The organism is Bogoriella caseilytica, assembly GCF_003752405.1.
GTDB lineage: Bacteria > Actinomycetota > Actinomycetes > Actinomycetales > Actinomycetaceae > Allobogoriella > Allobogoriella caseilytica.
In genome coordinates this window covers 2,168,594-2,188,541 of record NZ_RKHK01000001.1, presented here as the reverse complement: position 1 = coordinate 2,188,541, position 19,948 = coordinate 2,168,594, and the positions used below count along the sequence as shown (strand labels likewise).

The following is a 19,948-nucleotide window of genomic DNA, read 5'->3' as shown; positions in this document are numbered from 1 at the left end:
CTCACACGGTGGCCGAGCGTGCTGCCACGGCGTCGGGGCGGCGCAGATAGCGAGGTTCGAGGCTCAGGTCCACCGCGGCACCTTCGGCCTGGGCGCGCAGGCGCCCGGCCACGATCCGGGCGAGCACAGCGGCGTCGACGGCGTGCACCAGGTCCGTCGCGCCCTCAGGTAGCCGCGGGGGCAGCAGATCGGAGTACAGAGCCGCCCCGGCGCCCACCACGGCGCCGTCCTCGCTGGCCAAGACTCCTGCCTGATCGGCGGTAACCTCGGCCGGCGCGCCGACGCCAGGGCCGGCCAGCGCGGTGACGTCCTGCTTCCCGGCGGCGCGATATCGCGCCCAGTAGACCTCACGGCGGCGCGCATCCGTCGCCACGAGCACCTCGCCGGTGGCACCGGCATCGAAGGCCTGGCGAGCCAGCACATCGAGCGAGCACACCCCGTAGACGGGGATACCGCGGCCACGGGCGAAGACACGGGCGGTCATCAGACCAGCCCGCAACCCGGTGAAAGGCCCTGGCCCTGTCCCTGCGGCCACCACATCCACCTCGCTGCCACGGCTCTCGAGCAAGGCGCCGATCATCGGAGTCAGTGACTCCGCATGCTGACGGGGGTTCTCCGAGGCGGAGCACCCAAGGACCGTGGCCGAGCCGTCGAGCACCTCCACGAGCGCGACGGTCGAGCCACCCGAGCTGTCGATACTGAGAATGCGCACAGTCCTAGGTTATGTCTCGGGCACACCCAAGCCGTCCGATCACGCCCGCGCGTTCGCCTCGAGGTTGTGGCCGCAGGCCTGCGACTGCAGGCCTGCGGCCACGCTTCCGGTCAGGAGCGTCGGCGCTGCCCCGTGCCACGCACGACGATCGCTCCGGTGAGCAGGAAGGCTGCCGCGAGGCCGATCAACCCGAAGGGCTGAACACCGGTGGACGGGAGCTTCTTGTCGTCCGGAGGCGACACGGCCGTGGACGTCGACGACGGATCGCTGACCATCGGTCCACCCCGTGGTGGCGTGCCCGTCGCGGTCGCCGTATTCACCAGTGTGGCGGCCGTGAGGTCAGCCGTGGTCACGGTGTACTCCGCGGTGAAGGTCGCACTCTCACCGGGAGCGAGTGTCACACTCACCGGCACGATCTCCCCCAACTCACCCGTCCCGGAGAACTCACCCTCCACCGGGGCGACATCGGTGAGCGTCACGTTTCCGGTGTTGGAGACCACGAACGAATAGACGATCTCCTCACCAGATGCGGTGACCTCGTCCAGATCGGCAGTCTTCACGACCGTGAGGTCTGGCTCGTGGAGAGCAGGCACCTCGTACTCCGACGGCGGGACCGGCGGTAGTTCCACATCTCCGGGCGGTGTGCCCGTCGCGGTCGCCGTGTTCGTCACCCCGCCCGCGTCGATGTCCGCCTGGGTGAGGGTGTACTCCGCGGTGAAGGTCGCACTCTCACCCGGGATCAGCGTCACGCTCTCCGGCGTGATCTCCCCCAACTCACCTGTCCCGGTGAACTCACCCTCGACTGGAGCGGCGTCCGTGATCGTCACATTTCCCGTATTGGTCACCACGAAGGAGTAGAGAATCTCCTGCCCGGCGGATGCCACCTCGTGCACATCAGCGGTCTTGATGACCATGAGGCCCGGCTCCGGAAGAACCGGGAGCTCGTTCTCCGACGGCGGGACCGGCGGTAGTTCCACATCTCCGGGCGGTGTGCCCGTCGCGGTCGCCGTGTTCGTCACCCCGCCCGCGTCGACGTCCGCCTGGGTGAGGGTGTACTCCGCAGTGAAGGTCGCACTCTCACCCGGGATCAGCGTCACGCTCTCCGGCGTGATCTCCCCCAACTCACCTGTCCCGGTGAACTCACCCTCGACTGGAGCGGCGTCCGTGATCGTCACGTTTCCGGTGTTCGTCACCACGAAGGAGTAGACGATCTCTTGACCGACTACATAGGAGTCAGGGTCCGACGGGCTCGCCGACTTGACGACCGACAGGCCCGGGTCGGCTTCCGCGGGCACCGTCACCTCGGACGGCGGCACCGGCGGCAACTCGACATCGCCCGGCGGTGTGCCCGTCGCGGTCGCGGTATTCGTGATTCCCCCGGCGTCGATGTCTGCCTGGGTGAGGGTGTACTCCGCGGTGAAGGTCGCACTCTCACCGGGAGCCAAGCTCACGCTCTCGGGCGTGATCGCGCCCAGCTCACCCGAACCGGTGAACTCACCCTCGACTGGAGCGGCGTCCGTGATCGTCACATTCCCGGTGTTCGTCACCACGAAGGAGTAGACGATCTCGTCACCGGCCTCCGACACCTCTTCCGGTTCAGCAGACTTCACCACCGAGAGGCTCGGATCTGACTCCGCGGGCACCGTCACCTCCGACGGCGGCACCGGCGGCAACTCGACATCGCCCGGCGGTGTGCCCGTCGCGGTCGCGGTGTTCGTGATTCCGCCCGCGTCGATATCTGCCTGGGTGAGGGTGTAGTCCGCGGTAAAGGTCGCACTCTCACCCGGGATCAGCGTCACGCTCTCCGGCGTGATCTCACCCAACTCACCTGTCCCGGTGAAATCACCCTCCACCGGAGCCGCGTCCGTGATGGTGACATTCCCCGTATTGGTCACCACGAACGAGTAGACGATCTCGTCACCGGCCTCCGACACCTCTTCCGGTTCCGCGGACTTCACCACGGTCAGGCTCGGATCTGACTCCGCGGGCACCGTCACCTCCGACGGCGGCACTGGCGGCAACTCGACATCGCCCGGCGGTGTGCCCGTCGCGGTCGCGGTGTTCGTGATTCCGCCCGCGTCGATGTCCGCCTGGGTGAGGGTGTAGTCCGCGGTGAAGGTCGCACTCTCACCCGGGATCAGCGTCACGCTCTCCGGCGTGATCTCCCCCAACTCACCTGTCCCGGTGAAATCACCCTCCACCGGAGCGACATCCGTGATCGTCACGTTCCCGGCATTGGTCACCACGAAGGAGTAGACGATCTCGTCACCGGCCTCCGACACCTCTTCCGGTTCTGCGGACTTCACCACGGTCAGGCTTGGGTCGGAGACGACCGGGAATTCGTTCTCCGAGGGCGGGACGGGTGGCAGCTCCACATCTCCGGGCGGCGTGCCGGTCGCGGTGGCAGTGTTGGTCACGCCACCGGCGTCGACATCGGCTTGGGTGAGGGTGTATTCCGCGGTGAAGGTCGCGCTCTCACCGGGAGCGAGCGTCACGCTCTCGGGCGCAATCTCCCCCAACTCACCCGAACCACTGAACTCACCCTCCACCGGCGCAACATCCGTGAGCGTCGTGTTCCCGGTATTCGTCACCACGAAGGAGTAGACAACCTCCTGGCCGGCCAGATATGAGTCTGGGTCGGACGGAGTCGAAGACTTGACGACACCTAGTCCAGGTTCAAGAACCGCGGGCACGGTCACTTCCGAGGGAGGCACCGGCGGCAACTCCGCATCTCCAGGCGGTGTGCCGGTCGCGGTCGCGGTATTCGTGATTCCCCCGGCGTCGATGTCCGCCTGAGTCACCACATAGCTCGCCGTGAACGTCGCCTCCTCACCCGGGATCAGCGTCACGCTCTCCGGCGTGATCTCCCCCAACTCACCCGTCCCGGAGAACTCACCCTCCACCGGAGCGGCATCCGTGACCGTCACATTCCCGGTGTTTGTCACCACAAAGGAATAGACAATCTCCTGCTCAGCCTCGGTGACCTCCTCCAGATCAGCCGACTTCACCACGGTCAGGCTCGGATCGCCAAGGATCGGGAGCTCGTTCTCTGACGGCGGGACCGGTGGCAACTCCGCATCGCCGGGCGGTGTGCCCGTCGCGGACGCGGTGTTGGTGACATTGCCGGCGTCGACATCGGCTTGGGTGAGGGTGTATTCCGCGGTGAAGGTCGCACTCTCACCGGGAGCCAAGATCACGCTCTCGGGGGTGATCTCACCGAGATCTCCCGTCCCGGAGAAGTCGCCTTCGACGGGCGCGGCGTCCGTGATCGTCACGTTCCCGGTGTTCGTCACTACGAAGGAATAGAGGATCTCCTGACCGACCACATACGAGTCGGGGTCCGACGGGGTTGAGGACTTCACAACGGTGAGCCCGGGATCAGGCTCGGCAGGCACGGTCACTTCCGAGGGAGGCACCGGCGGCAGCTCGACCCCGCCGGGCGGAGTACCCGTCGCAGTGGCCGTGTTCGTGATTCCACCGGCGTCGATGTCCGCCTGCGTCACCACATAGCTCGCCGAGAACGTCGCCTCCTCACCCGGGGCGAGCGTCACACTCTCCGGGGTAATCTCCCCCAACTCACCCGAACCGGAGAACTCACCCTCCACCGGAGCGGCATCCGTGATCGTCACATTCCCGGTATTCGTCACCACAAAGGAATAGACAATCTCCTGCTCAGCCTCCGACACCTCTTCCGGCTCCGCAGACTTCACCACCGACAGACCCGGCTCAGAGGCCGCGGGCACCGTCACCTCCGACGGCGGCACCGGCGGCAACTCGACACCACCGGGCGGAGCACCCGTCGCGGTGGCCGTATTCGTGATTCCCCCGGCGTCAATGTCCGCCTGCGTCACCACATAGCTCGCCGTAAACGTCGCCTCCTCACCCGGAGCGAGCGTCACACTCTCCGGGGTGATCTCACCCAACTCACCCGTGCCGGAGAAGTCACCCTCCACCGGAGCGGCGTCGGTGATCGTCACGTTTCCGGTGTTGGTCACCACGAAGGAGTAGAGGATCTCCTGCTCAGCCTCCGTCACCTCTTCCGGCTCCGCAGACTTCACCACGGTCAGACTCGGGTCGGCTTCCGCGGGCACGGTCACCTCCGACGGCGGCACCGGCGGCAACTCGACACCACCGGGCGGAGTACCCGTCGCGGTCGCGGTATTCGTGATTCCCCCGGCGTCAATGTCCGCCTGGGTCACCACATAGCTCGCCGTAAACGTCGCCTCCTCACCCGGAGCCAGGGTCACACTCTCCGGGGTGATCTCACCCAACTCACCCGAACCACTGAAGTCACCCTCCACCGGAGCGGCGTCCGTGATTGTCACGTTTCCAGTGTTGGTCACCACGAAGGAATAGAGGATCTCCTGCTCAGCCTCCGACACCTCTTCCGGCTCCGCAGACTTCACCACCGACAGAGCTGGCTCCGCTTCCGCGGGCACGGTCACCTCCGACGGCGGCACCGGCGGCAACTCGACACCACCGGGCGGAGTACCCGTCGCGGTCGCGGTATTCGTGACTCCGCCCGCGTCAATGTCCGCCTGAGTCACCACATAGCTCGCCGTGAACGTCGCCTCCTCACCCGGGGCCAAGGCCACGCTCTCCGGCGTGATCTCACCCAACTCACCCGAACCACTGAAGTCACCCTCCACCGGAGCGGCGTCCGTGATTGTCACGTTTCCAGTGTTGGTCACCACGAAGGAATAGAGGATCTCCTGCTCAGCCTCCGACACCTCTTCCGGCTCCGCAGACTTCACCACCGACAGAGCTGGCTCCGCTTCCGCGGGCACGGTCACCTCCGACGGCGGCACCGGCGGCAACTCGACACCACCGGGCGGAGTACCCGTCGCGGTCGCGGTATTCGTGACTCCGCCCGCGTCAATGTCCGCCTGAGTCACCACATAGCTCGCCGTGAACGTCGCCTCCTCACCCGGGGCCAAGGCCACGCTCTCCGGCGTGATCTCACCCAACTCACCCGAACCACTGAAGTCACCCTCCACCGGAGCGGCGTCCGTGATTGTCACATTCCCGGTATTCGTCACCACAAAGGAATAGACAATCTCCTGCTCAGCCTCGGTGACCTCCTCCAGATCAGCGGACTTCACCACCGACAAGGACGGGTCGGAGGCCACTGGGATCTCGACCTCCGAGGGCGGCACCGGCGGCAACTCGACGTCGCCCGGAGGCGTTCCCGTCGCGGTCGCGGTGTTCGTGACTCCGCCCTCGTTGATGTCGTCCTGGGTGAGGGTGTATTCCGCGGTGAAGGTCGCGCTCTCACCGGGAGCCAGGATCGCACTCTCGGGCGTGATCTCACCCAACTCACCCGAACCACTGAAGTCACCCTCCACCGGAGCGGCGTCCGTGATTGTCACATTCCCGGTATTCGTCACCTCGAAGGAATAGACGATCTCCTGGCCGACCACATACGAGTCGGGGTCCGACGGACTCCCCGACTTGACCACCGACAGACCTGGCTCAGAGGCCGCGGGCACGGTGACCTCCGAGGGCGGCACCGGCGGCAACTCCGCATCGCCGGGGGGCGTTCCGGTCGCGGTGGCCGTATTCGTGATTCCCCCGGCATCGATGTCCGCCTGGGTCACCACATAGCTCGCCGTAAACGTCGCCTCCTCACCCGGAGCCAGGGTCACACTCTCGGGCGTGATCTCACCCAACTCACCCGAACCACTGAAGTCACCCTCCACCGGAGCGGCGTCGGTGATCGTCACGTTTCCAGTGTTGGTCACCACGAAGGAATAGAGGATCTCCTGCTCAGCCTCCGACACCTCTTCCGGCTCCGCAGACTTCACCACCGACAGAGCTGGCTCCGCTTCCGCGGGCACGGTCACCTCCGACGGCGGCACCGGCGGCAACTCGACACCACCGGGCGGAGTACCCGTCGCGGTCGCGGTATTCGTGACTCCGCCCGCGTCAATGTCCGCCTGAGTCACCACATAGCTCGCCGTGAACGTCGCCTCCTCACCCGGGGCCAAGGCCACGCTCTCCGGCGTGATCTCACCCAGCTCGCCCGTGCCCGTGAAGTCCGCCTCTTCGGGCGCGACGTCCGTGATCGTGACGTTCCCGGTATTCGTCACCTCGAAGGAGTACACGATGACTTGGCCAGCGACATAGGCATCGGGGTCCGAAGGGCTCGCCGACTTGAGCACCGACAGGCCCGGCTCCGAGGCCGCGGGCACGGTCACCTCCGACGGTGGCACCGGCGGCAACTCCGCATCACCGGGCGGTGTGCCCGTCGCGGTCGCGGTATTCGTGATTCCGCCCGCGTCGATGTCCTCTTGGGTCGCTTCGTAGGTCGCGTTGAACACGGCGCTCTCCCCCGGAGCGAGCGTCACGCTCTCCGGGCTGATCTCCCCCAACTCGCCCGAACCCGAGAAGTCACCCTCCACCGGCGCAACGTCCGAGAGCGCCACATTGCCGGTGTTCGTCACCTCGAAGGAATAGGTGATTTCTTGGCCAGCTGCAGTGATCTCCTCCACGTCAGCGGACTTCAGCACGGTCAAGCTGGGATCGGGCTCATCCTCGAGGGTGACAATCATCGACCAGCCCTCATCGGACGACACTGTCGTTGCGGCACCACTGTTATTGCCGCGCAGAGCGATATCGAAGGTCAACTCGGTGATCCCGGTACCGGCAACCTGGAGGCTGCCACACCCAGCGAGGCCGTCGTAGCCCGTGTTAATGGTGCTGCACGAAGGACTCGCTCTCATGGTGCCGGCCTGGAAGGTCGTGCCCCCATTGACCACCTCAAGATTCGTGGCATCGCCCACGACCGACATCGTGGCGCCGGCAGGAGCCGAGGTGAGCGTGCCCACCGCGTGGAACGCAGCATTCGCCTGACCCGCGCCCAGTCCCGCGATGTGCACGGTCGGGTTGTCGACCGGGCGGTCGAAGGTGATGGTCACGGTGCCGCGGCCCGGGCAATCGAAGTCCCCGCCCGGCGCCGGGCAGTCCGCCGATGTCAGCAACCACGCCACATCCGTCCCGGCCGGAATCGGCTCCGAGTAGTTGTCCACGCTCGAGCCACGGTCGGGGTGTTGCTGGGTTCCGCTCGCCACCGTTGCCCCGGAGAAGGAGTAGGTGGCCACCACCGGATCGACGTTCGGCTGGGTGAAGGTCTGTGTGTAGCCCGAGCCTTCTGGAACGACCGGGCTGATGCGGGCGGCCTGCGCCGCAGGCGCAGCCATCACAAAGCTCACGCCGACCAGCAGGGTTGCCAGGAGGGCCGCTACTGTGCGCGTGATCGTGGGTAGGGTGCGAGATTCTAGGGCGGCAGTCACGGGCACTCCATTATGTCCAGGCGAAGCTCGGGAGAGGATACTTGACCCTACATTTATGGGGCTTTCCTGTCAGGCTTCCCGGCAGTTCCCTGCTTCAGACCTCCGCCCAGCGAGATTGACCTGACCGGACGGTTTCGATCTTCTCGCCCCGGCGAGCGCACGGCCGGAGAAGCCGGCACCACGCCTCGCCTCCCGGCGGCTCAGTCACCCTTGCGGAGCCAGACGATGGCCGCCGTGAGCATGAGCAGACTGCCCAGGATGCCCGCCGTCCAGATCGCGGGTTCCGCGCTGGCAGCCTCGCCGCCCTCTGCGGTGGCGTCTCCATCCGCCGCGTACCGCTCCGCCACGAAGAACTGGTAATCCCGCAGCGAGATCGAGCCGGCCAGGCTCTCGCGGGCAACCGCATCTGCCGGCTGTACCTCGCCGTCGACAATCGCGAACCACGCATCGAGCACCTCGTCGAAGACCAGCATCGCCTCGCTGTCCAGGCTGGCGAGATCGCGTGCTGGTGCGGCACCCGGCACGAAACTCTGCAGGCGGATACCGCCATTGTCGATCCGCTCGGCATGGAGCATTCCGAGGTACTCGCCAGGGTTTGCTTCCTCCTCCTCGGTCGCCGGATCCGGACTCTCGGCCGGATCGGCAACCGTGCGCTCGTCGGCCAGCCCGGCTGCGCTCTCGGCATCGCCGCTGTCTTCCGGGCTGCCGGTCTGCTCGACCTCCGGTTCGTCATCGGCGTCACCGTCGTCCGACGCCGGGCTCATGACCGGGGCGATCCACCGCTCCGCCGGCACGACCGGCTCGACGAGTGAAGTGGCCTCGATGTAGGAGGGAGACCAGGTCATCACCGAGCGGATCAGGCCGAGTTCCGCGGCTGCGGCGGCCTCCGGGGACAATCCCAGCACTTGGATCGCCTGGTTGGTGACCACCTGGCTCCCGGCGTCCAGGAACCACTCGACCACATCCTCAGGGACATCGGCCGCCGCGACCGGTCGGGGAGGATCGGTCTCCGCGAGTTCCTGGGCCACGGCCGGCGCGGTCCACACCGCGAGCAGCACTGCTCCGGCCAGCGCCGCGCGCAGGCCTCGCCCACTCCAGCGTGCCCGTGCGGCAGTGAGGCGCGTGCCCGGGCGCTCGTTCATGACTGCAGGTCCGCCGCGTCGAGGTCGCGCCAGCGCGAACCCACCGCGCGCACCGTGGCCCGGCGCGCAGCCGGCGCGGCAAGATCCTCCAGATCGATCGGTGCGTCGACCACCTCGGCCTCTCCTCCCACACCCGGCGTCGCGGCACCCTCCGGGCGCTGCAGCTCGACCTCAAGCCGGTCCGCGGACAGTGCCTCGGCGGTGCCGGCCCCCCACTCCACGACGGTCACGGACTCCTCCAGCGAGCTGTCCAGATCGAGCGCGTCGAGCTCGTCCAGCGAGCTGAGCCGGTAGGCATCGACGTGCACCAGATCCGGCCCATCAACGAGGGAGTGATGGACGCGCGCGATGATGAAGGTGGGCGAGGCGACGTGGCCGCGCACGTTCAGGCCGGCGCCGATGCCCTGGGTCAGGGTGGTCTTGCCCGCCCCGAGCCCGCCGGAGAGCAGGACGAGGTCGCCGGGGCGCAGCACCGCGGCCAGCCGCGCGCCGAAGTCACGGGTGGCCTCGGCATCGGGGAGCTCGATCTCGATGGTGTTCACGCGGTGGCCTCCTGGGTGATGACGGGCGATCCGGCAGGCGCAGACTCGCGCACGGGCAGGTAGATGCGCGGCACTCGGGTGCCGATGCGGGACACCATCTCGTAGCTGATTGTGCCGGAGAGCCGAGCCCAGTCATCGGCCGTGGGGTGGCCCTGTGCGCCGTCACCGAAGAGGGTGACCACGGTGCCCTCGCTGATCGAGTGATCCCGGCCCTGGAGGTCGACCACCAGCTGGTCCATGCACACCCGGCCGGTGACCTGGCGGCGCAGGCCCCCGATCAGCACGGGGCCGAGGTCCGAGGCGACCCGGGGCAGGCCGTCGGCGTAGCCGAGCGGCACCACGGCCAAGCGTGTCTCGGTGCTGGTCTGGGCGGTGCCGCCGTAGGAGACGGGCGTGCCGGGCGGCACGTCCTTGACCAGCACCACGCGGGCCTGGAGGTGCATGGCCGGGCGCAGGCCCACCTCTGCCGGGTTCTGCCCCGCCACGGGGCTCAGGCCGTACGTGGCGATCCCGGGGCGCACCAGATCGAAGTGTGCCCCGGGGTGGAACAGTGCTCCGGCCGAGTTCGCGAGGTGACGCACCTGCGGATCGATGCCCGCCTGACCCGCCTGGGCGAGGGCGGAGGTGAAGACCTCGATCTGCTCGGCGGTGAAGGAGTGCTCCGGTTCATCGGAGCGTGCCAGGTGCGACCAGATGCCGGTGATCTCCACCGCCCCCTCCGCGCGCGCCTGCGCCGCGGCGTGGAGGAGATCGCCGAAGTCTTCAGCCCGGGCTCCCCCGCGCCCCATCCCGGTATCGACCTTGAGGTGGATCCGGGCGGTCCGGCCGGTGCGGTGGGCGGCGGCGCTCACCTGCTGCACGCCCGCCGGGGTGGAGACCGAGAGATCGATGTCGGCGAGCAACCCGTCGTCGAGCGCAGCCGAGGGCGAGTACAACCACGCCAGGATGGGAGGGTGGAGCCCGTCGGCGGCCAGTTCGGCGCGCAACGCCAGGGCCTCGGTGAGCTGGGCCGTGCCGAGCCAGCTGGCCCCGGCCTGCAGGGCGGTGCGCGCCACCGGGAGCTGGCCGTGCCCGTAAGCGTCGGCCTTGACCACGGCCATGACCTCGGCGGCGGGCGTGACCTCGTTCAGACGGCGGGTGTTCTCGGCGATGGCCTGCAGATCGACCAGGGCGCGTGCCGGGTGTGGCTCGGCCCAGCCCGGATCGGGGGCCTCCTCAGTCACGGGGCCGCGGGGCGCACTCGTCATGGCCCCAGTCTCCCACCCGAGCCCGCTGCGTGAGCGTGAGCAACGCGGACCGCGCGGCAGTGGCGCGCTATCCGAGCAGCTCTCCGATGACGGCGGGGAGTGCTGCGGCCACGTCCCCGGCGCGCAGGGGGTGACCCGCAGGTCCCCCGGCCGCCGCCGGGAGCGCGTGTGGCGGGAGCCCGGCGGCGCGGCGAGCCGCCCGGCCGTGAACGAAGACCGCCAGGGCGGCGACGTCGGCGAGTTCCCGGGCCGTGACGCGGCGATGGCCGGCCTCGGCGGTGCTCTGCGCGGCTGTGGCCAGGGTGCCGAGCACGCCGGCGAGGACATCCCCGGCGCCGGCGGTGGCCAACCAGCCGGTGGCCTCGGCCTGGACATACCGGGGCCCATCCGGCGCTGCGATCACCGTGGCGCTGCCTTTCAGAAGCACCACGGCACCGGTGAGCTGCGCTGCGCGCCGGGCGTGAGCGGCCGGAGCGGCGTCGACCTCCGCGCGGGCGACGTCGTTCCCCCGGGCGGTCAGGAGCGCCGCGAGCTCTCCGGCATGCGGGGTGATCACCGTAGGCCCCTCGGCCTTGACCTCGCGTTCGTGCAGCAGGCTCAGTCCGCCGGCATCGAAGATCACGGGCACGCCTGCCTCCGCAGCGGCGTCGCGGTACTCAGCAAGCTCCTCCAAGCGGATCTCGTCGTCGGGGTCCACACCAGGGCCGAGCACCCAAGCCTGCACCCGGCCGGAGCCGGCCACCACCTCCGGATAGGCCCCCAGGACGGCGGCGCTGACCGAGGGCGCGCCGAGGTAGCGCACCATGCCTGGCCCGGTGGCGAGCGCCCCGGCCACGGTGAGGACGGCGGCCCCCGGGTACGTGGCTGAACCGGCGGCCACCCCGAGGACGCCGCGGGTGTACTTGTGATCAGCAGTGCCGGGAACAGGCCAGCGCGCAGCCGCATCGCCCTCCTCCAGGCTCATGGCCTCCGCCTCGCCCAGCTCCAGCCCGAGATCCACCACCTCGATGCGCCCGGCCAGTGGCGCGGCGGGCGGCAACACCAGCCCGGCTTTCACCGCGCCCATGGTCACGGTGAGATCGGCCGGCAGCACCGGGCCGGGCAGGCTGCCGTCGTCGACCCCGATCCCCGAGGGGACGTCCACCGCCACGATCAACGGCGGCGAACCGACCCTGCGGAGTTCTGCGGCGCGATCAGTGAGGGCCTCCACCGCTTCGGCCAGCGGGGAACGAAGGCCGCCCGAGGCCCCAATCCCCGTGAGGCCGTCCACCCACACCGGGTGCGATGCGGCGAGCGAGACCAGCCCGTCCTCACCGGCGACCTGCTCGACCTGGACGCCGGCCCGCCGGGCAGCGCTGAGACCGGCCGGATGGACCCGCGCTTCGGGTGCGAGCAGAGCCGCCCGCACCGCGCAGCCGCGCCGGGCGAGGTAGGCGCCGGCGTGCAGGGCATCTCCGCCGTTGTTGCCCCCACCGACCAGCAGCAGCACCCGAGCTCCGCTCACGGGCTGCTCACGCGCCCGCAGCTCTCGCGCGATGGCAGTACTCAGGGCAAAGGAGGCGCGTTCCATCAGCGGCACGCCCGCGGCGAGAAGGGGCTCCTCGGCCTCGCGTACAGCCTCGGCGGTGTGAGCGGTGATCATGTCCCTATGGTGCCGCCCCTACCTTTCGGCCACCACCATGGCGATGGCAGCGCCGCCGTCGTGACTCAGGGAGAGGTGCCAATGGGTGATGCCCAGCTCCTCGGCGCGGGCAGCCACCGCGCCACGCAGGTGCACCTCCGGCGCACCGGAGGCCGCGCTCCGCACCTCACAGTCCTGCCAGCTCAGACCACCAGGGGAACCCAGAGCCTTGGCCACCGCCTCCTTGGCGGCGAAGCGGGCCGCCAAGGATTCCACCGGCAGGCCGCGCTCGCCCGCGGTGAACAGCCGCTCGGCCAGGCGCGGGGCGCGTTCGAGGCGCTCGGCGAGCCGCCGCACGGCGCACAGATCGACGCCGATGGCCACGATCACGGTTCCAGCCTCCTCGTGGCCACTACTCCACCGTCACGGACTTGGCGAGGTTGCGGGGCTGGTCCACGTCCAGGCCCTTGGCTGCGGCGAGTTCCGCGGCGAAGATCTGCAGCGGCACCACCGTGACCAGCGGCATCATCAGCGTGGGCGTGCGGGGCACGCGGAAGATCACCTCGGCGAACTCCTCCACCGACTCATCGCCCTCCTCGGCGATGACCAGGGTGCGGGCGCCGCGGGCGCGCACTTCCTGGATGTTGGAGACCACCTTCTGGTGCAGCAGCGGCCGGCGCGGGGTGGGGACGATGACGAAGACCGGCTGACCGGGCTCGATCAGCGCGATCGGGCCGTGCTTGAGCTCGCCGGCCGCGAATCCCTCGGCGTGGATGTAGGCCAGCTCCTTGAGCTTCAGGGCGCCCTCCATGGCCACAGGGAAGCCCACGTGGCGGCCCAGGAACAGCACCGAGGTGTTGCTCTGCATGGCCCGGGCCACCGCCTTGATGTCCTCCTCCTGCTCCAGGACCTGTTCGATCTTGCCCGGCAGCTTGCCGAGTTCCTCGAGATAGCCGGCCACCTCGTCGGGGTACTTGTAGCCACGCACCTGCGATAGGTAGAGCCCGAGCAGGTAGCAGGCGGTGATCTGCGCCAGGAAGGCCTTGGTGGAGGCCACCGCCACCTCAGGGCCGGCATGGGTGTAGAGCACGGCGTCGGCTTCGCGGGCGATGGTCGAGCCATGGGTATTCACGATGGCGAGGACCTTCGCTCCCTGCTCGCTGGCGTGGCGCACCGCCATCAGGGTGTCCATGGTCTCCCCGGACTGGGAGATCGCCACCACCAGGGTGCGGACGTTCACCACGGGATCGCGGTAGCGGAACTCGTGCGCGAGCTCGACCTCGACCGGGATGCGGCACCAGTGCTCGACGGCGTATTTGGCCACGTGGCCGGCGTAGGCCGCGGTGCCGCAGGCCACCACCACGATCTTGTCCACCCCGCGGAGCACGGACTCGTCCACGCGCAGCTCGTCGAGCACCAGGTTCCCGGCTTCGTCGTGCCGGCCCAGAAGCGTGTCGGCCACGGCCTTGGGCTGATCGTGGATCTCCTTCTCCATGAAGGTCTCGAAACCGCCCTTGACGGCCGCTGCGGCATCCCAGTCCACGGTGAATCGCTTGCCCTCGGCCGGCTGCCCGGCGGCGTCGACCACGGTGACCGCATCGGCGGTGAGGGTGACGACCTGGTCCTGGCCGATTTCCATGGCCTCTTTGGTCGCCGAGATGAAGGCGGCGACGTCGGAGCCGAGGAAGTTCTCGCCCTCCCCCAGCCCCACCACGAGCGGGGAGTTGCGGCGTGCGGCGACGACTGTTCCCGGCTGCTCGGCGTGCAGGGCCAGGAGGGTGAAGGCGCCCTCCAGCCGGGCGGTGACGGCCAGCATGGCGGCGCTCAGGTCGCCGGAGGCGGTGTAGGCGCGGGAGAGCAGATGCGCTACGGCCTCGGTGTCGGTCTCGGAGGAGAACGAGACTCCCTCGGCCTCCAGCTCCGCCTTGAGTGCGGCGAAGTTCTCGATGATGCCGTTGTGGATGACCGCCAGCCGGCCATCCTCGGAAAGGTGGGGGTGGGCATTGATGTCGGTCGGCCCACCGTGCGTGGCCCACCGGGTGTGGCCGATCGCAGCAGTGCCCTCGGGCAACGGGCTCTCCTCGAGCACACCGCGCAAGTTCGCGAGTTTTCCGGCCTTCTTGGCCGCTGCCAGGGCGCCGGCGCCGGCCACAGCCACGCCGGCGGAGTCATAGCCGCGGTACTCGAGGCGAGCCAGGCCCTCCAGAGTGAGGTCGAGGGGGCGAGAGCTGGGGGAAGAGGGGCCGACGTAGCCCACGATGCCGCACATGCGCGCCAGCATAGGCAGACGGCCACCGGCGCGATGGGACAATGGTGGGGTGACGGTCAGCCCGCAGAGCCCACCTACGCCCTTCGTCGAGTTCGGCCGCGAGGCCTGGTCGCGTCTGGCGGCGACCACTCCGCTCCCCCTGACCTCGGATGACGTCGCGCTGCTGCGCGGGCTCGGCGACCCCACCGACCTCACCGAGGTCGACGACGTCTACCGGCCGCTGTCCGCGCTGTTGCAGCTCTATGCCGGAGCCACCGGCGCCCTGCACGAGGCGACCTCCTCCTTCCTCGGCGAGCGCCCGCGACGCACCCCCTACGTGATTGGCATTGCGGGCTCAGTCGCGGTGGGCAAATCCTCCACGGCGCGGCTGATGCGCGAACTCATGCGCCGCTGGCCGCAGACCCCGCGGGTGGATCTGGTGACCACCGATGGCTTCCTGTACCCCAATGCCGAGTTGGAACGGCGAGGGCTGTTGCAGCGCAAGGGCTTCCCGGAGTCTTACGACCGTCGGGCACTGCTGCGCTTCGTGGCCGAGGTCAAGGGCGGGGCCGCCGAGGTCTCCGCACCGCTGTACGACCATGTCACCTACGACATCGTTCCGGAGCGTCGCCAGGTGGTGCGCCGGCCCGATGTGCTCATCGTCGAGGGCCTGAACGTGCTCCAGCCCGCCCGGATCACCGCTGACGGCACGACGTCGATCGCGGTGAGCGACTTCTTCGACTTCTCGATCTATGTGGACGCACGCCGCCGGGACATCAAGCGCTGGTACGTGGATCGATTCCTGAAGCTGCGATCCACGGCCTTCTCCGAGCCGGGCTCGTACTTCCGTCACTTCGCCGAACTGGACGATGCCGCGGCGGTGACCCGGGCCGAGCAGATTTGGACCTCGATCAACGAGAGGAACCTGCGGGAGAACATCGAACCCACCCGTGGCCGGGCCACCCTGGTGGTGACCAAGGACGCCGAGCACCGCGTGCACCGCATGCGTCTGCGCAAACTGTGAGCGCTGCGCTGCCGCTCAGCGGGTGATCTCCCAGCTGACCACCACCCGGCGCAGCGCCCGGACGCTGACGTTCAACAGGATGCCCAGGGCCGACAGGATGATCAGGAGCGCGAACACCGCAGCCGTCTCCATCCGCCCTTGAGCTTGGAGGATCAGCATTCCCAGGCCCTGTTGAGCGCCGACGAACTCCGCGACGATCGCCCCCACCATCGCGTTGGCGACCGCGAGTTCCAGGCCGCTGAAGATCTGGGGCAGCGCCGAGGGGATCATCAGTCGCAGCCGCATCTGCACCGGACCGGAGCCATTGACCCGGAACAGGTCGATATGGTCCCGCTCGACTGCCCGTAGCCCGTGAATCGTGTTCACCAACACCGGGAAGAAGGCGAGCATGACCACCACGATCACCTTCGAGGTCAAGCCAAAGCCGAACCAGATCACGAAGAGCGGAGCCACGGCCACTTTCGGGATCGACTCGATGGCAACCACGTAGGGGAAGACCACGGCGTAGACGCGGGGCATTTCCGAGAGCACGATGGCCAGGAGGAGGCCGAGTGAGACGCCGATGGCGAGACCGAGCATCACCTCCGTCATCGTCACGGCCGCGTTCGACACGTACCTCGGGAAGGCCGCCGGGTCGGTGAGCGCCCGGAGCACATCGCTGAACACCGGCATCACATAGGACGGGGTGTTCAGCCATGCCGGCAGGAACTGCCACGCCAGGAGCACCACCAGCAGGACCGCCGAGGTGGCGAGGTACTGGCCACCACGGCCGCCGAGCAGGCGGCCGGAGCGGCGCGAGCCGGAGCGGCCCGGCTTCTGTGTGGGGCGGGCGGTCTCGCGCAGGCCCGGCTGGGCGAGGTCGTGCTGGGAGTCCTTGGTCATGAGCCTCTCACCTCGAAGTGCTCGCGGATGTGGCCGCACAGGGCGCCGAACTCCGGTTCGCCCAGCAAGTCAGGAGTGCGCACCGGGCCAAAGGGGATGCGGACCTCGTCGATGATCCTTCCCGGTCTCGGGCTCATCACGATCACCCGCTCGGCGAGGAAGACCGCCTCGGGGATGGAGTGGGTGATCAGCACCGCCGTCTTGTGGGTTTCCCGCCAGATCCTGTTGACCTCGACGTTCAGCGTGTCGCGGGTCATCGCGTCCAAAGCGCCGAAGGGCTCGTCCAGCAGCAGCAGGGACGGCTCGTGCACAAGGGCACGGCAGATCGCGGCACGCTGCTGCATGCCACCGGAGAGCTCGCCGGGGCGTTTGCCCGCGAACTCCTCGATGCCGGCCATCTCCAGCAGACTGAGCGCCGTCTGCCGGTCGGCCTTGCTCGCCCGGCGCCGAAGAGTGATCGGCAGCATGACATTGGCGAGAATGTCCATCCAGGGCAGCAGGGTGGCCTTCTGAAAGACCATGCCAACATCGCTGGATTGATCACCGAGCGGGGCGCCATGCATGGAGGCGCCACCCTCACTGTGGGTCTCGAGCCCGGCCAGGATCTTCAGTAGCGTGGTCTTCCCGCAGCCCGACGGCCCGACGATGGCGAGGAACTCTCCTTCCTCGACCTGCAAGTCGACACCGCTGAGCGCGAGGACGTCCCCGGTACGGGTGCGATAGGACTTGCTCAGCCCGTCGAGCTCGACCAGCGCGGTCATAGTCCGACCTCGTAGACGTCGCAGAGGTTCCGGTGCAGCACACGTTCGGCCAGCCAGCAGGCCTGGGACGTCGACCAGAGCCGGGAGCCCACCCCCTCGGCCAGGACGCCATCGAGTGCTGCGCGCGCTCGTTCTGTCGCTGAGACGTGCAGCTCGGGCGAGCCGGTGTCGGTTCCGTACATCACCCGGTCCGCCGGGAGGAACTCCAACCATTCCTCGAGCACTCGGCCCACCACGTGGTGATGGAGATAGGGCATCCAGGAGAAATCGAGATGGACGTTGCCGTACGCGTGGGCAAGTGCCGTCAGGTGCGAGCTGTAGGGGAAACCGCCATGAATGAGGATGACCTTGAGCCGGTTCAGGGCCGGGTCAGCGAGCAGCGGCTCCAGCAGCAGCGGGTCGGCCGTGGCCACGCGCAGGCCAGGCTCGGCGTGACCGAAACCGGTGTGGATCTGCACCGGCATGCCTTCTGCCGTGGCCCACTCCAGGATCGCGAAGACGAGGTGGTCCGAGAGCACACGATGCGCCGCTTCGGGGACCTCGCGCGGACCTCCGGCCAGAGCAGCCCAGGCCGCTTCGGCCTCGGCACGGCCAACTCGCTGGAAGGACAGCGGGCGCACATAGGCGGAGGCAATCTTGAGCCCGACGAACCCCTCCGACCGCCGCCGCCGCAAAGAGCTGAGCACGAAGTCCTCGTACTCCCCCAGGGTGCCGGGGAGCGCGATGCCCGCTCGCTCGAGCTGACGGTCCAGCACGTGCGAGAAGATGCGGCGGAACCGCGGGGTATCGCTGCCACGGCCCTGCCACCTCGGATGCCCGAAGGGGTAGAGGTACGGGTCGATCCGGGCGATCGGCTTGTATCGCCGGTGCGGCCAGGCCTCGGAGTCGATCTCGGGGATGTCGGTCAGCACGCCCGCGGTGCCGGAGAGGTGCAGCGCCCGGTCGTACAGGCCGGGGAAGTCGTCGGCGCGGGCCTGACGGCTCATCTCCACCAGCTCCGCCTCGGGGTGGTCCCCGTAGAGCGCTCGCGCACCATCGCGGAGGGCACGCGCATGCACCGTGGTGGACTGGAACCGCAGGCTCGCAGCCACCAGGGCAGGTACTCCGATCGACTCGGCGAGGGCCTGCGCCTCCTCATCCTTGCCGGATTCCTCCAGAGCCATGTACCGCTGATAGTCGTCGTGGTGCACGTTGCCCTCGACATGGCCCAGGGCGTTCTCCCGCTCGTAGGCGTCCAGGCCGGCGATGCGCTGGCCCGGGCGGACATATCCGGCGTGGGAGTGGTGATCGACGGCGGGCACACCGTCGGTGTAGGTCAGGGAGGTCATTCGCCCCACCCTTCGGCCTCGGCGATGACGGCCTCGCCGTCGAAGTCGTTGTAGGCCTCGACCAGCGTGTTCTGCGCGTAGGCGGCGGCGTCGATGTCGGATCCGATGATCCCGGCCTCGAGGGCGAAGTCGGCCCAGGATTCGATCGCCGCGGGCGCGTACTCGCCCCACGTGCCCTGGCCCTGCGGGTCGCCCGCCACCAGGAGCGCCAGGCGGCGTTCGAGTGCGATGAGGTCGATCTCGAGCTGCTCGTCCTCGCTCATCCCGGCCAGGCGGGTGTCCGGGTACTCCTCGTACATGATCTGCAGGGCCGCTTCGGGGTTGGTGGCGGTGAAGAGCGTGGCCTTCGCCATGGCGCGGCCGAAGCCCGCGATCGCCTCAGGAGACTCCTCCAGGTAGTCGGGGGTGACGAAGTACGTGGTGGAGAACAGCGATTCGACCTCGGGGGTGGTGAAGTAGTTGAGCTCGGTGCCGGCCGCCTCGAAGGCGGCATACTCGGTGTCCCACAGCGACAGGCCTTGCACCTGGCCGCTGTCCAGGGCTTGTAGCGCGGCCGCGCCGACTCCGACGGCGATGTTCTGGAAGTCGCGGTCCTCCTCCAGGCCCACGGAGGCGAGGATGCCGTTGGACAGCAGCAGGTTGCTCGAGCCGAGCGATTGCTGGCCGATCAACGCGCCTTCGAAGTCCTCGAGGTCCTGGATGGGGCCGTCGGCCAGGGAGACGATGGAGCCGGTCTGTTCCCGGATGTAGTTGTAGACCAACTGGATGTCGTTGCCCTGTTCGATGGACTGCCAGAGAGGCTCGGGAGGGGTGGAGCCGATCTCGAGGTTCCCGGAGTTGACGCCTTGGACGGCGGCCACGGACTCATCGGTGTAGACGATCTGGAGGTCGACGCCCTCCTCGTCGAAATACCCGAGGTGCTCGGCGACGGCCATGGGAGAGTTGTTCGCGCCCATCTGGGTCGGCAGGCCGAAGCGCACGAGCGTGGGCTCCTCGGCGCTGGCCTCCCCGGCGCCAGGATCGCTGGCGCAGGCGGCCAGGAGGCTGACAGTGGTGGCCGTGACGAGGGTGGAGACAGCAAGCTTTCTGGACATGGTGAACTCCCATGAGGTTCCGGAGGGTGAGCGGAGTGCGGCAGCGTGGCCGCTG

General features: G+C 68.6%; 13 protein-coding genes. 1 reads left to right on the top strand and 12 read right to left on the bottom strand.

Annotated elements, in window-relative coordinates:
* Position 1: 1 nt before the first annotated feature.
* From tsaB to glmS, 8 genes are all read right to left on the bottom strand, one after another.
* On the bottom strand, positions 2 to 712 hold the full coding sequence (gene tsaB / locus EDD31_RS09820) for a tRNA (adenosine(37)-N6)-threonylcarbamoyltransferase complex dimerization subunit type 1 TsaB (RefSeq protein ID WP_123303991.1): 711 nt from the start codon (positions 710 to 712) through the stop codon (positions 2 to 4).
* Between the two features lie 110 nt (positions 713 to 822).
* A complete protein-coding gene (locus EDD31_RS09815; RefSeq protein ID WP_148058921.1) occupies positions 823 to 8,004 on the bottom strand; it encodes a DUF7507 domain-containing protein in 7,182 nt (2,393 codons plus the stop codon).
* A 200-nt stretch (positions 8,005 to 8,204) separates the two neighbouring features.
* Positions 8,205 to 9,146 (bottom strand): hypothetical protein, encoded by a 942-nt coding sequence (locus tag EDD31_RS09810; RefSeq protein WP_123303989.1) that lies wholly within the window; start codon positions 9,144 to 9,146, stop codon positions 8,205 to 8,207.
* On the bottom strand, positions 9,143 to 9,688 hold the full coding sequence (gene tsaE / locus EDD31_RS09805; RefSeq protein ID WP_211336100.1) for a tRNA (adenosine(37)-N6)-threonylcarbamoyltransferase complex ATPase subunit type 1 TsaE: 546 nt from the start codon (positions 9,686 to 9,688) through the stop codon (positions 9,143 to 9,145). The genes EDD31_RS09810 and tsaE overlap by 4 nt, the downstream gene beginning before the upstream one ends.
* Entirely contained in the window at positions 9,685 to 10,935 is a 1,251-nt protein-coding gene (gene alr / locus EDD31_RS09800) for an alanine racemase (protein WP_123303987.1), read from the bottom strand. Before alr ends, tsaE begins: the two co-directional genes overlap by 4 nt.
* 67 nt (positions 10,936 to 11,002) lie before the next feature.
* Positions 11,003 to 12,577 (bottom strand): bifunctional ADP-dependent NAD(P)H-hydrate dehydratase/NAD(P)H-hydrate epimerase, encoded by a 1,575-nt coding sequence (locus EDD31_RS09795; RefSeq protein WP_123303986.1) that lies wholly within the window; start codon positions 12,575 to 12,577, stop codon positions 11,003 to 11,005.
* An 18-nt stretch (positions 12,578 to 12,595) separates the two neighbouring features.
* Complete coding sequence (locus EDD31_RS09790) at positions 12,596 to 12,946, bottom strand: holo-ACP synthase (protein ID WP_123303985.1); 351 nt, start codon at positions 12,944 to 12,946, stop codon at positions 12,596 to 12,598.
* A 22-nt stretch (positions 12,947 to 12,968) separates the two neighbouring features.
* On the bottom strand, positions 12,969 to 14,825 hold the full coding sequence (gene glmS, locus EDD31_RS09785) for a glutamine--fructose-6-phosphate transaminase (isomerizing) (protein WP_123305387.1): 1,857 nt from the start codon (positions 14,823 to 14,825) through the stop codon (positions 12,969 to 12,971).
* On the opposite strand from glmS, the gene coaA reads away from it, so the two are divergent.
* Complete coding sequence (gene coaA, locus EDD31_RS09780) at positions 14,824 to 15,828, top strand: type I pantothenate kinase (RefSeq protein WP_123303984.1); 1,005 nt, start codon at positions 14,824 to 14,826, stop codon at positions 15,826 to 15,828. The genes glmS and coaA overlap by 2 nt on opposite strands.
* Before the next feature lie 15 nt (positions 15,829 to 15,843).
* Here coaA and EDD31_RS09775 read toward each other — a convergent pair whose 3' ends face one another.
* The 4 genes from EDD31_RS09775 to EDD31_RS09760 are packed head-to-tail and all read right to left on the bottom strand — an operon-like array spanning position 15,844 to position 19,893.
* Positions 15,844 to 16,710 carry an ABC transporter permease gene (locus tag EDD31_RS09775; protein ID WP_123303983.1) on the bottom strand — a complete coding sequence of 289 codons (867 nt, stop codon included), beginning with the start codon at positions 16,708 to 16,710 and terminating at the stop codon, positions 15,844 to 15,846.
* On the bottom strand, positions 16,707 to 17,471 hold the full coding sequence (locus tag EDD31_RS09770) for an ABC transporter ATP-binding protein (RefSeq protein WP_123303982.1): 765 nt from the start codon (positions 17,469 to 17,471) through the stop codon (positions 16,707 to 16,709). Before EDD31_RS09770 ends, EDD31_RS09775 begins: the two co-directional genes overlap by 4 nt.
* Positions 17,468 to 18,799 (bottom strand): amidohydrolase family protein, encoded by a 1,332-nt coding sequence (locus EDD31_RS09765; protein ID WP_123303981.1) that lies wholly within the window; start codon positions 18,797 to 18,799, stop codon positions 17,468 to 17,470. Before EDD31_RS09765 ends, EDD31_RS09770 begins: the two co-directional genes overlap by 4 nt.
* Complete coding sequence (locus tag EDD31_RS09760; protein WP_123303980.1) at positions 18,796 to 19,893, bottom strand: ABC transporter substrate-binding protein; 1,098 nt, start codon at positions 19,891 to 19,893, stop codon at positions 18,796 to 18,798. The genes EDD31_RS09765 and EDD31_RS09760 overlap by 4 nt, the downstream gene beginning before the upstream one ends.
* Positions 19,894 to 19,948: the final 55 nt, after the last annotated feature.

What these genes read in the sequence shown, in the direction of transcription:
- EDD31_RS09760 (WP_123303980.1), bottom strand. Translation starts at nt 19,893, where the DNA reads ATGTCCAGAAAGCTTGCTGTCTCCACCCTCGTCACGGCCACCACTGTC.
- alr (WP_123303987.1), bottom strand. Translation starts at nt 10,935, where the DNA reads ATGACGAGTGCGCCCCGCGGCCCCGTGACTGAGGAGGCCCCCGATCCG.
- coaA (WP_123303984.1), top strand. Translation starts at nt 14,824, where the DNA reads ATGCGCGCCAGCATAGGCAGACGGCCACCGGCGCGATGGGACAATGGT.
- EDD31_RS09795 (WP_123303986.1), bottom strand. Translation starts at nt 12,577, where the DNA reads ATGATCACCGCTCACACCGCCGAGGCTGTACGCGAGGCCGAGGAGCCC.
- EDD31_RS09770 (WP_123303982.1), bottom strand. Translation starts at nt 17,471, where the DNA reads ATGACCGCGCTGGTCGAGCTCGACGGGCTGAGCAAGTCCTATCGCACC.
- EDD31_RS09775 (WP_123303983.1), bottom strand. Translation starts at nt 16,710, where the DNA reads ATGACCAAGGACTCCCAGCACGACCTCGCCCAGCCGGGCCTGCGCGAG.
- glmS (WP_123305387.1), bottom strand. Translation starts at nt 14,825, where the DNA reads ATGTGCGGCATCGTGGGCTACGTCGGCCCCTCTTCCCCCAGCTCTCGC.
- EDD31_RS09765 (WP_123303981.1), bottom strand. Translation starts at nt 18,799, where the DNA reads ATGACCTCCCTGACCTACACCGACGGTGTGCCCGCCGTCGATCACCAC.
- EDD31_RS09810 (WP_123303989.1), bottom strand. Translation starts at nt 9,146, where the DNA reads ATGAACGAGCGCCCGGGCACGCGCCTCACTGCCGCACGGGCACGCTGG.